The organism is Chitinophaga sp. 10T418, from assembly GCF_056394125.1.
The window spans coordinates 251,574-263,645 of sequence record NZ_JBFTHG010000006.1; the positions used below are offsets into that span (position 1 = coordinate 251,574).

11 protein-coding genes are annotated in these 12,072 nt (G+C 45.4%); 8 read left to right on the forward strand and 3 right to left on the reverse strand.

From position 1 onward, the window contains the following. Positions 1 to 405: 405 nt before the first annotated feature. Genes AC1DCV_RS19260 through AC1DCV_RS19270 form a run of 3 tightly spaced genes read left to right on the forward strand, consistent with a single transcriptional unit; the run spans position 406 to position 1,973 of the window. Positions 406 to 831, forward strand: coding sequence for an organic hydroperoxide resistance protein (locus AC1DCV_RS19260; RefSeq protein WP_477024674.1), 426 nt, complete (start codon positions 406 to 408; stop codon positions 829 to 831). Positions 832 to 842: 11 nt separating this feature from the next. Beyond that, positions 843 to 1,520 (forward strand): type 1 glutamine amidotransferase domain-containing protein, encoded by a 678-nt coding sequence (locus AC1DCV_RS19265; protein ID WP_477024675.1) that lies wholly within the window; start codon positions 843 to 845, stop codon positions 1,518 to 1,520. Positions 1,521 to 1,544: 24 nt separating this feature from the next. Continuing rightward, the gene (locus tag AC1DCV_RS19270; RefSeq protein ID WP_477024676.1) at positions 1,545 to 1,973 is read left to right on the forward strand and encodes a MarR family winged helix-turn-helix transcriptional regulator; all 429 of its coding nucleotides are present in this window, start codon (positions 1,545 to 1,547) and stop codon (positions 1,971 to 1,973) included. A 129-nt stretch (positions 1,974 to 2,102) separates the two neighbouring features. Here the strand turns inward: AC1DCV_RS19270 and AC1DCV_RS19275 are convergent, their stop codons facing one another. From AC1DCV_RS19275 to AC1DCV_RS19285, 3 genes are all read right to left on the reverse strand, one after another. Beyond that, on the reverse strand, positions 2,103 to 3,545 hold the full coding sequence (locus AC1DCV_RS19275; RefSeq protein WP_477024677.1) for a RagB/SusD family nutrient uptake outer membrane protein: 1,443 nt from the start codon (positions 3,543 to 3,545) through the stop codon (positions 2,103 to 2,105). Positions 3,546 to 3,563: 18 nt separating this feature from the next. Further along, on the reverse strand, positions 3,564 to 6,824 hold the full coding sequence (locus tag AC1DCV_RS19280; protein WP_477024678.1) for a SusC/RagA family TonB-linked outer membrane protein: 3,261 nt from the start codon (positions 6,822 to 6,824) through the stop codon (positions 3,564 to 3,566). Between the two features lie 222 nt (positions 6,825 to 7,046). After that, positions 7,047 to 8,012, reverse strand: a complete 966-nt coding sequence (locus tag AC1DCV_RS19285; protein WP_477024679.1) for a FecR family protein — start codon at positions 8,010 to 8,012, stop codon at positions 7,047 to 7,049. Positions 8,013 to 8,164: 152 nt separating this feature from the next. On the opposite strand from AC1DCV_RS19285, the gene AC1DCV_RS19290 reads away from it, so the two are divergent. The 5 genes from AC1DCV_RS19290 to AC1DCV_RS19310 all read left to right on the forward strand — a co-directional run bounded on the left by AC1DCV_RS19290 (position 8,165) and on the right by AC1DCV_RS19310 (position 12,021). Beyond that, a complete protein-coding gene (locus tag AC1DCV_RS19290; protein WP_477024680.1) occupies positions 8,165 to 8,770 on the forward strand; it encodes an RNA polymerase sigma-70 factor in 606 nt (201 codons plus the stop codon). Positions 8,771 to 8,847: 77 nt separating this feature from the next. Beyond that, entirely contained in the window at positions 8,848 to 10,206 is a 1,359-nt protein-coding gene (locus tag AC1DCV_RS19295) for a Gfo/Idh/MocA family oxidoreductase (protein WP_477024681.1), read from the forward strand. A 186-nt stretch (positions 10,207 to 10,392) separates the two neighbouring features. Continuing rightward, a complete protein-coding gene (locus tag AC1DCV_RS19300; protein ID WP_477024682.1) occupies positions 10,393 to 10,812 on the forward strand; it encodes an SRPBCC family protein in 420 nt (139 codons plus the stop codon). A 22-nt stretch (positions 10,813 to 10,834) separates the two neighbouring features. Further along, the gene (locus AC1DCV_RS19305) at positions 10,835 to 11,287 is read left to right on the forward strand and encodes a MarR family winged helix-turn-helix transcriptional regulator (protein WP_477024683.1); all 453 of its coding nucleotides are present in this window, start codon (positions 10,835 to 10,837) and stop codon (positions 11,285 to 11,287) included. Positions 11,288 to 11,346: 59 nt separating this feature from the next. Then, positions 11,347 to 12,021 carry a hypothetical protein gene (locus AC1DCV_RS19310; protein WP_477024684.1) on the forward strand — a complete coding sequence of 225 codons (675 nt, stop codon included), beginning with the start codon at positions 11,347 to 11,349 and terminating at the stop codon, positions 12,019 to 12,021. Positions 12,022 to 12,072: the final 51 nt, after the last annotated feature.

The following is a 12,072-nucleotide window of genomic DNA, read 5'->3' on the forward strand; positions in this document are numbered from 1 at the left end:
GCAGTTACAGGAAGCCGTTGGCTGGGAAACATTCTTTCGCCGATACCAGGAGCTGGCCAGAAAAACCAGGAAGGCAATTATATCAAAACGGATGAGCAGCAATGCGACCTGTGGGCAAAAACATCTTCTGAGATAACCTGGCGAAATACGCCATTCTTTGAAGCCTGGGGAATTCCCATCAGCATTGTGAAAACGGAATTAAGCGCGTTCCCTGGCTGGATGTCGTATAATTTCTGTGAGAAGTATTAACTGAACAGACTTGGCCTGGTGAGGTGTTGCTATATTATATTAAAGACCATTGGTAAACATCAGTGGTCTTTTTTTTGTTAACAATACGAGACTGAAAAATAAATTTGGTATTCAATTGTGTACAATCTAATTTTACACAATAAATATAAATATCACATGGCGACAATTGAAAAATTATACACGGCACAGGCCACCGCAACAGGCGGCAGAAACGGACATGTTAAATCTTCAGACGGCGTATTAGACCTCGATGTGAGAATGCCAAAGGAATTGGGCGGCAGTGGTGGCGCTTATAGCAACCCGGAGCAGCTTTTTGCTGCTGGTTATGCCGCTTGTTTCGACAGCGCTCTCAACCTGGTTATCAGAACACAAAAAGTAACCACCGGTACTACTACTGTTATTGCCAACGTTAGTTTGGGTAAGAACGATAATGGTGGATTTGGATTAGCGGTAAAATTACAGGTAGCAATACCAGGTGTAGACCAGGAAGTAGGAAAAGAACTCATTGAAAAGGCACACCAGGTATGTCCTTATTCCAATGCCACCCGAGGCAATATAGAAGTTGAGTTAGCACTGATTTAAACCTTCATAACATGCAAGTATTAATTGTACTGACATCGCACAGCGAGCTTGGTAACACCGGTCACAAAACCGGGTTCTGGGTAGAAGAATTTGCCGCACCCTATTATGTGCTGGCAGATGCTGGCGCAGAAATAACGTTGGCCTCCCCTAAAGGCGGACAGCCACCCATTGATCCGAAAAGTGAGCTGGCTGAATTTCAGACGGCAGACACCAATCGCTTTAAACAGGATGAGGCCCTCCAGAAAAAGTTAGCACATACCGTGAAACTGAATGAAGTAAATGCGGAAGACTATGACGCGGTGTTTTACCCCGGTGGTCATGGTCCCTTATGGGACTTAGCCGGCGATCCCAGCTCCATAGCCCTCATTGAGGCATTTTACAAACAGCATAAACCCGTAGCATTTGTTTGTCATGCACCAGGAGCACTGGTGAAAGTAAAAGGGCCCGATGGTGAACCATTGGTAAAAGGTAAAGAAGTAACTGGCTTTAGTAATACAGAAGAAGAGGCAGTGCAACTCACCAACGTAGTACCGTTCCTGTTAGAAGATGAATTGAAGAAACTCGGTGGCATTTACAGTAAGGGCAACGACTGGCACCCTTACGCTTTAAAGGATGGCTTACTGATCACAGGCCAGAACCCTGCTTCCTCTTCAGAAGTTGCAAAAATATTAATCGAAACATTAGCTTAGTTTTGCGTTGTTAAATTATCGATATTGAAACAACTGAAATTATCAAATCAGCTCTGCTTTTCGTTATACGCATTATCAAGGCTGGTAACTTCACATTACCAGCCTTTTTTAAATGCGATAGACCTCACCTACCCCCAGTATCTCGTGATGCTGTCGCTGTGGGAACATGAGGTGMTGTCCGTAAAAGCACTGGGCAAACTGTTGATGCTGGATTCCGGTACCTTAACACCGTTGTTAAAAAGACTGGAAAGTAAAAAGTTAATTAAACGTGTGCGCAGCAAAGAAGATGAGCGCATTGTAAATATCCACTTAACAGAAACCGGTGCACAACTGAAAAGGCAGGCAGCAGATATTCCGGAGAAAATCAGTTGCAGCATGGGTTTTACCACGAAAGAATATGATACCCTGAAGCCGATGATTAGTGAGATATTGAAGAGAAATGAAGAGCAATAAATCATTCCTCCCGTTTTGATGGGGATGATCTCCAATCTATAAATCATACTTTTTTGCTATCATCTGATATAAATGAAAGAGGCCATCCGCAACAAGCGGATGACCTCTTTTCTGTTGCTTTTTGATTGTTTACTGCACCTTATAAGCATCATTCTGCTCCATGTTCTTATTCGCATTCATTTCTGACTGCGGAATAGGCAGGATCGTTCTATTATCTGTTTTATCAATGGCAATACTTCTGCCGGAAAGATATTTGGTAAAACTCAGTTTATTACGGGTAAGGTCAAATAAACGATGGCCTTCAAAAGCAAGCTCCTTGCGGCGTTCATTAAGCACTATGGTTTTCAGCACATCACCGGTGGCGGTAGTAGCTGTCCAGTTGGCATCTGCACGACCAGCAACCACGTCAACATCTGCTGCTGCCAGTCCATCCATACCCTGGTTAGCACGCGCTTCGGCACGTATCAGGTATACTTCTGCGAGGCGGATCACTCTTACCGGCTCCTCATAACTGGTATTATTTGTATACTTCGTGATCAGGTAAGCGGGGTTCTCACCGTTCTTGCGGGAACCTTTAGTAACGAAAGCACGTCTTGCATCTGTAGCAGTATACATTTTATACAAATCTTCTGTTGCCAGTCCATCGCCATAGCTGCCGGACTGCCAGTAGAAATTCACCAGGGCATCACTGTCCAGGTTATCCAGAATGTTGTACTGGATTTCGAAGATAGATTCCGTGCTGTTCTGCTTCCTGGAATCATCGGCCATAGTTGCACGCGGCAGCAGGGAGTATCCTCCTTTTTGAATCACATCTGTTGCCAGTGAATCGGCAGCTACCCAATCGCCCTTATACAGCTGCACCCTGGACAACAGTGCTTCCGCGCCATAGTAGCTCATCCTGCCACGCATGGATGATTTAAAACCAACAGGGGATTTTGTCATCAGCGTCATCGACTTATTCAAGTCTGCAATGATCTGCGCATATACTTCTTTAGCAGTATTCCTTTTAGGAGCGATGATCTGTGTGTTGTCGATACCACTTTTTATCACCAGCGGCACACCCAGGTGAGAACCATCGGCGGTGTAATTATAAGGCATGGCATAAAAGCGCATCAGGTCAAAATAAGCCAGGGCACGCAGCGCGTAAGCCTCGCCGATAATAAACTGTGCTTCTGCTTTATCCAGATCCGGATAATCATTTGCCTCTGCTTTGCTGATGAGCAGATTAGCATTTACTACAACACGGTACAGCTGTTTCCACAAATCACTGGCTACGCCATCGGTCACGGTAACAATGTATTGATCGTAACTCAGGTAACGTTTCTGGTTTACACTGCTCACAAACACGTTATCACTTAACAGGTCCGGCAGCACTACAGAATGGCGGCCATAATAAGTAACTGCCTGCATCAGGGAGTAGGTGCCAGTGATGGCGGCGCGTGTTCCGGGCAGGTCTTTAATCGCCAGGTCAGCATCCGTTTGCTGCTGTGGATCTATTTCCAGGAAACTTTTTTTGCAGGATGCCGATATCAGCAAACCCGCTATGGCATATATGTATATTGACTTTTTCATGTTAGTTGAATTTGAAGATTAAAACCTGATATCGATTCCCAGCACCACTGTTTTATAAATCGGCGCATTCTGATCCGCCTGACCATCTATACCTACTTCCGGATCGAAATTCATGCGTTTATCTTCTACATAAGTGAACAGGTTACTTGCTTTGGCATATACTCTTATACCGCCCATGTGCGCGGCTTTCATCATGTATGCAGGCAGGTCGTAAGAGAGAGATACATCGCGTAAACGGATATAGTTACCACTGTAAAGGAAACGGGTAGAGCTATAGCCACCAGATTGCGTGCCTTTATATACTACCTTGGGTACATCGGTGATATCACCTTCTTTCTGCCAACGGTGCAGATACGTATACCTTGGTAAACTGGAAGCACCATTCAATGGAGAGGCCCCATCGCCATTCGCATTAGATCCCCAGTTGTCATATACTTTGTTACCATAATTAAAGAATACCAGGCAGCTTAAAGAGATGCCTTTATAACTGAAGGTGTTGGTTAAGCCTCCGAAGAACTTAGGCAAAGCACTACCCTGATCATATTGTACTGCATTACCATATACGTTAGTGGTCTTGGTTTTAGTGGCATCCGTATACCAGAGGGATTCTCCGGTTTTAGGATCTACACCGGCATATCCTTTCACATAGATCTGGTAAAAATCACCGCCTACATGGCGATCGTAGATATCAGAAAGGATAGGACTATTCAATGCGGTTACTTCGTTCTTTAAAGTAGAGATATTAAAGCTGGTATTCCAGGTGAAGCCCTGGTTATGGGATACAATGTTCTGTGAATTTACCTGGAATTCCCATCCACTGTTTTTCATCTCACCCACATTCGCATACAGGCTGCTGAGACCATTGGTCGCAGAAATCGGCATATCCAGCAAAAGGTCGGTTGTTTTACGGGTGTAGTATTCTACGGTACCGGTTATACGATTTGCCAACAAGCCAAAGTCGAGCCCCACGTTAAATGGTTTGTTTTTTTCCCAGGTCAGGTTGCTGTTGCCGTATCTTGAAAAATAGTAGCCGGGGCTTTGATTATAATCTGTGCTGCTATACAATGCACGGGAAACAAAATCACCGATATCCTGGTTACCATTTACACCATAGCTGGTGCGGATGCGCAGTTCTGATACGGCACGTATGGATTTCATAAATGCTTCATCTGCTATATTCCAGGAGGCACCTACTGACCAGAAATTACCAAATCTTTTTGCACTGCCGAAACGGGAGGAGCCATCGCGGCGCATGGAAGCACTCAGGTAGTAGCGGGATTTAAAGTTATAACCGGCGTTGGCAAAAAATGAATTGAGGGAATTAGCCGTTACGTTGGATCCTGCTGCTGTAGCAATAGCGGCATTGTCCATGGTATAGGTGCCTGGCAGGAAATTCTGTGCTCCAGCATTGTTACCACCTGCACTTACTTTCTGTGCTTCATAACCCAGGTAAGCGTTTACACCATGTTCGCCAAAGTCTTTATTAAAGCGGAGAATACTGGTGTTTACCCAATTGAATGTTTTATAGGTAGAATAAGAGGCTTCGCCGCCATTGCTACGTGCAGTGCCAATGCCGCCTTTATAAAATACCTGTACATCATTATAATTGAAATCGATGCTGGACTGGTTTTCCAGGCTGAGCGATTTTGTGAAATCATATTTTGCGCTGGCGTTTCCTACAGCACCGTAGTCGGACCGCATATTCCAGTTTTCTTTAACTATGGCCAACGGATTATATTTATTCAGGTAGCTGAGGTCGTAAGTTCCATCTGTACCAAACACGCGCAGCCAGGGCATATAGCGTTTGTACATGCGTACCGGGTTACCATTGGATCCTGCATCAGATTGCTCACGACGCTGGCGGTAACTCAGCTGTACACCTAATTTGAAGGATAATTTATCGGTGGCCTTATTGCTGAGTTTAAAGTTACCGGTGGCACGTTTAAATTCACTGCCTTCCAATGCCGCCTTGCTGGTATAGTAACTGCCGGAACCATAGAAAGTGGTTTTATCTGTTCCGCCGCTGGCAGAGAGATCGTATTGCTGGAACTGGCCGTTGCGGGTCAGCACATCAAACCAGTCTGTATTTACGGTGGTATCAATACCGGCTGTTTTAAGTTCAGACTGGAAATAGTTTTCGTCTTTGCCTGCATTCTTCACTCCTTCTCTCAACAATTCTATCATCTCTGTGGTGTTCAGTGGATAGAGATCTTTATTTAGAGTTACTTTATTGAATCCAAACTGGGAAGAAGCATTGAATTTTGTTTTACCGCTTTTCCCTTTTTTAGTGGTGATAACTACTACACCATTTGCTGCGCGGGAGCCATAAATGGAGGCGGCCGCCGCATCTTTCAACACAGTAAAGCTTTCGATATCGGCGCTATTCAGGCTGCTAACGCTGGTAGCGGCCAATGGAATACCATCTACCACATACAGCGGAGAGCTACCGGCGTTCACGGAGCCTACTCCCCTTACACGGATATCCGGCGCTGCGCCTGGCTGACCGGTACCACTGGTCGCCATCACGCCCGCTACATTTCCCTGCAGATTTTCCTGCACAGAAGCCCTCGGGGAGCCCTGAAACGCGTCTGCCTTCAGCGTTGCGGCAGAACCGGTGAAGCTGGAACGCTTCTGGGTACCATAGGCCACCACTACTACTTCGTTGAGTGGGTTCAGGCCATCAGGCAGCGAAAGGTTCACTACTGCTTCCTTACCGCTGAGGGTAACTGTTTTAGCGGCTTTTTCAAAACCAATAGAAGATGCAGTAACAGTGTAACTACCTTCTTTCAGTCCTTTGATCACAAATATGCCTTCTGTGTTGGTAGTAGCGCCATGAGAAGTACCGGACAAATGTACCGTAGCTCCAACAACAGGCTCACCTTTAGCATCCGTTATCTTACCACGGATAACACCTTCTTCCTTTATCGTTGTTTCAGTGCCGGTGGCAGGTGTTTCGCTTAACGCGTTATAAATAATAAAGTGGTCGTTCACTACCCGGTAATGCAGTGGCGTTCCCGACAGCAGCAGATCCAGCTGTTCTGCTATGGTACGGGTACCTTTAGGTATGCTGATGTTATTGAACACAGCCACCTGCTCCTGGGTATAGATAAAACGTACTTCTGCCAGGCGTTCTATGCGTGACAGGGCCGTTTTGAGCGACTCATGCTCCACACTCAGTGTAACCATCGTCTTAGCCATGGTTTGCCCCTTGCCCGGAGCTGCCATCAGCAATTGTGTGCTGGTAAAAGTAATGACCGCAGCAATTACATTTAATCTCATAAAAAGCTTCAGTATTCGTTGGTTGATAACCACTTTCCTATGCAGGCACGGGGCATGACCCTGTGCTTTTGCACCAGGCAAAAGAGTAAATTTTTGCATAAATTGCAATTGGTTTTAAGTGTTCTACATAAGTATTTAAGACCTGTTAAGCAATCCTGGTAGCAGCCAGGGTTGCTTTTTTAATGTATAGGTGATTATGGTGGCATACCTGTTCTTTTAATATTATTGACAATTTCCGCCGCTGATGGTGACAATACTATCCCTGATACTATAGGTTGACTGATTGAATGCACAGAGTACGGCAAGAATATCTTCCAGCGATGACTGGTTTTTAAAAGAGGTCGTGAAGCGGCAATGCTGCAAATGAGACTGGTGGAAGACAATGGTGATACCATATTGTTCCATCAATACTTTGGCGGCTTCTTCGTAGGTAACGTTGTTAAATACGAGATCTTCTTTCACCCAGTTGACTACCGGTACTACATTTACCATATCATTTTTCTCATATCCCGCGGCGGCCTGGTCAACAGCAATCTGCTGATTGGACCCTATTATGCCCAACGGTTTGCCGTCTGCTTCTACCTTTACCTTTCCTTTTTCTACGGTCACGGTTACTGATTTATCGCCGGGCAATGCTTTTACATTAAACACTGTACCCAGCACGGTGGTGGCTACGTTGCCGGTATGTACAATAAAAGGCTGGCGGCTATTGGCAGTAACATCGAAATACGCTTCTCCGATAAGGTATACTTCACGGGTATCACCGGGAAATACCGACGGATACTTTAGTTCACTGTGAGCATTCAGTAATACAGAGCTTCCATCCGGCAGTTTGATAAAGTGCTTTTTTACTTTTTCTGTTTGTCCTGCAACCGTCTTTTCCTCTACTATCTTATCTGGCAGTAAAAAATAGCATGCAGCGCCCACACACAGCACCAATACAGCAGCTGCGGCGGCCAGCCGTCGGAATGTAAATACACGTTTCCGGATGACCGGCGTTTCTTTTATCTTATTTAAAACCTGCTCATACAGCGCATCGTAGGCCGGCTGCATGTTATTGCTGCCAGGCAACTGATCCTCATCAGCATCGAAGCCCTGATAGAACTTCTCTACGAGGTAACGCTCCTCTTCCGTACACTGGCCGTCCTGGTACTTTTTCAGGAGGTCGGCCAATTTTTTTGCGTTCATAAGGTGGATGTCTTTCTATGTAAACACATCAGAATGACTTTACCGCCATCCTAACTCGAAATATTTTTCAGGCCGTGAATACCGGCAATAATTCGATTTCTCATTTTTTTTAAATACTTTTCATGCGTGAACCTGTAACATCGATGTGAATAATGACTGATTTCAATGTGATATATGCTGACTTACCTGATGAGCAACTGCTGGCAGCGATGAAGCAGGATGATGAAGCTGCTTTCAAAACGCTGTACCAACGTTATATAGATGTGATGTATCGCACTGCTCATAAAAGGCTACTGTCAAGGGCTGCGGCAGATGATGCGGTGCAGGAGGTGTTTGTCCGCTTCTATGAACGCCGGCAACTGTTAGATCCCCATCAGTCTGTAAAAGCATACCTGCTTACCAGTCTCAAAAACCGCATCCTCAACGAATTCCGCAACCGGCTGATACATGAAGCGCATCATGCCAACATTGCCGCTACACAGCTCACTCATCATACTATACAGCCTACGATCGATGGTAAAGCACTTGAATTACGCTTCCGTCAAACCTTGGGACAGATGCCGGAAAAATGCCGGGAAGTATTTGAACTGAGTCGTTTTGAATTGCTGACCAATAAAGGAATTGCAGAACGATTAGGCATCTCCGTTAATACCGTAGAAAAACATATGGGTAAGGCACTGGCCATCCTTAGAAAGGAGTTCAACGGGCAGGAGCTGGTATTATTAATATTATCTGTGGGCTATAATTTCTTCGCCTGAATTATTATCTTTCTTTCGGTTAAACCATTTTCCTGTTGAACAGGGAACCCATTTTCCGTTTTAATTAATTCCACGATATGGACCACTTTAACATTAACCGTCGCCGCTTTCTGAAAGGGGCCACGGCCACCCTCGCTCTTTCTGCGATAGGCGCCAGCGCACTCGATTTCATCAATCCAGACAAACCATTTCGGGTAGCCCTGATAGGCACCGGCTGGTACGGCAAAAGCGATTTATTCCGGCTGATACAGGTAGCACCGGTAAAAGTAGTAGCCCTATGCGATGCTGATAAAAACATGCTGCAGGAGGCTGGTGAAATGGTACGTAAAAGGCAGGCTTCCGGTGCAACGCCCCGGCTATATACAGATTATCGCAAACTGTTGTCCGAAAATGAGCTGGACATTGTGTTAATAGGTACACCGGATCACTGGCATGCTTTACAAACCATCGCGGCCCTTCAGGCCGGCGCACATGTGTATGTCCAAAAGCCCATCAGTGTAGATGTGATAGAGGGAGAAGCCATGGTAGCGGCTGCGCGCAAATACAACCGGGTAGTACAGGTAGGTACACAACGAAAAAGTACTCCTCACCTGATCGAAGCAAAAAAGAATATTGTAGATGCCGGCTTGCTGGGTAAAGTATCACATGTAGAAATGTGTTGCTACTATCATATGCGTAACAACGGCAACCCGCCATTGCAGGCAGTGCCAGCGTATTTTGACTACGATATGTGGACGGGGCCCGCTCCCCTGCGGCCTTACGATGGATTACCGCATGTTCGCTGGTGGCGCACCTTCATGGAATATGGCAATGGTATTATGGGCGATATGTGCGTGCATATGTTCGACACGGTACGCTGGATGCTGCAACTGGGCTGGCCCAGACGTATCAGTTCTACCGGCGGCATTTATGTACAAAAGGAAGGCAAATCAAATATAACAGATACGCAGTCCGCCATTTTCGAGTACGAGGGACTCAACTGTGTATGGCAGCACCGCAGCTGGGGCACGCCGGCAGATCCTAAATATCCGTGGTCTTTTAAGTTGTACGGAGAAAAAGGTACCCTCGCTGCCAGCACCATGTCTTACGACTTTATACCAGAAGGTAATGGTACACCTATACATAAAGATGTGGTATATGAAAAAGAGAAATATCCTGAAGACGTTACAGAACCAGCCATAGAGCTGAACGCCGCTCCTGCCACGCGACTGCATATGCTCAATTTCCTGGGTGCCATCAAAAATGGCGGCCGGCCAGTGGCGGATATTGAAGAAGGACATATATCCACTGCCAGCTGCATTCTCGCTAATATTTCCCTGCAAACCGGCCGACCAGTGGTTTATGACCCACATAAAAGGATTATTACCAATGATCCTGCTGCCACCGCACTTTTACAGCGACCCTACCGGGGGCCATGGGAGCATCCGCAGGTATAGCTATTACCTGATCCAGGCCATGGGCGGGTTTCAGCAGCAAATACAGCAGCAACAAGAGCCATCAGTAAGACAATAAGGGGCAAGAAAGAATCACATTCTTATCTTGTAATAATTTATTTTGCTATACTAAGCACACTTATTATATTTGCACTTATAAAATCATTATTAATTCTAAAAACAAATTTTATGTGGTCACAATCTCACACCCTCGTTACTAAAGAAGCTACCAAAGAACAAATGTGGAAGCTGTTTGCAGACGTTAACAACTGGCATACCTGGGATAACGGTATTGAATATGCCAAACTGGACGGCAAATTTGAAAAGGGAAATCATTTTCTGCTGAAGCCTAAGAAAGGTCCAAAAATTAAAATCGAATTATATGAAACCGTTCCCAACAGAAAGTTTGTGGACCTCACCCACTTCCCTTTAGCCAAAATGTACGGGGAGCATACTTTTGAGGATACTCCAGAAGGATTGAAGTTGACCGTAACCATGAAAGTATCCGGTGTACTGGGCTTTTTGTGGAAGAAAATAGTAGCGCAGGATATCGTAAATCATTTACCCGAAGAAATGCAGAACCAGGTGCGGGTAGCCAGCAAACTATAATTATTTTTGCAAAAAAAGCAAGATGAAAAAAGACGATAATGCTTTTAGCGTAGAGTCGGCGGAGGAAAGTCCGGGCTTCCTGTTGTGGCAGGTCACCAGTTTGTGGCAAAGAGAGATCAGGAAAGCCCTGGAGAAATATGATCTCACACATTCACAGTTTGTGCTGCTGGCCAGTACCATGTGGCTGATGCAGCAAAACGAACCGGTGACCCAGATCCTGCTCTCGGCTCATTCCAAAATAGATCCGATGACTACTTCCACGGTACTTCGTACCCTCCAAACGAAAGGATTACTGCAAAGAAAGGAGCATCCTACAGACACCCGGGCTAAAACCGTGGCTTTAACAGAAGCCGGCGAAAAGATGGCCAGGCAGGCCATCAAAGTGGTAGAGAAATTTGACAGGGATTTCTTTGAACCCCTGGGATCCAAAGTGGGTGAGCTTAACAGGAACCTGCGGTTATTGTTATCACAATGAGGTGTCGAGCTGCAAAAGCGCTATATTTGTTCTCTTGCACCTTACCAAAMTACCTCATCATGAAACATGTTGATTTCCCGGACAGTGGCTATCATAATACCTGGTACTTTTATGAAGATGCCCCGGAAGGATATCCAACAATACAAGCCCTCCAAAAAGGTGCGCCAATACCCGATACTGTATTTGAAGACCTTGAGCGGGTATTGGCGATTACGATCCGTCACGAACTACTAACGCCTACGTATATACGCCTGGATGATATTATAGAAATACCTTTCAGCTCCCTGCCGGAATTCATGATCCAACTGAAAAAAATACTGGCTGATAAAAGACCACTGAGCATTTTCAGCATCGGCGGTTATGGCAAAGTATTGCTACCTGATGAGGAAGCCGGCATACAGGCCGATTTGATCACCATAGAAGATGTACTTTTTTTTGACAGAGATCTCAACGTGTCTACCGCCAAAAGCGTATGGGTCCCTATCTCTATTGATCATACCCATCAATTTCAATGGCAGTTGCCCCTGGCCCAACTCAATGCCGTAAGGTTACAGAATGCGCTGAAAGAAATCAAACAAACGCTGAAGATCAGTGATGCCAATCCGGATGAAACAGATCCCGACAATCCTTTTGTGATCAAAGATTATAAATTATATCTCCATCCGGATATTATCCGGCATAAGAAAGATTTTGATATACCGGATGTGGACCTGAGCGAGTTTATACACGCCTGATTAAATTTTTCCAGTACAAATATCCGCTTGCGGCAATCATAAAAAAGCAGC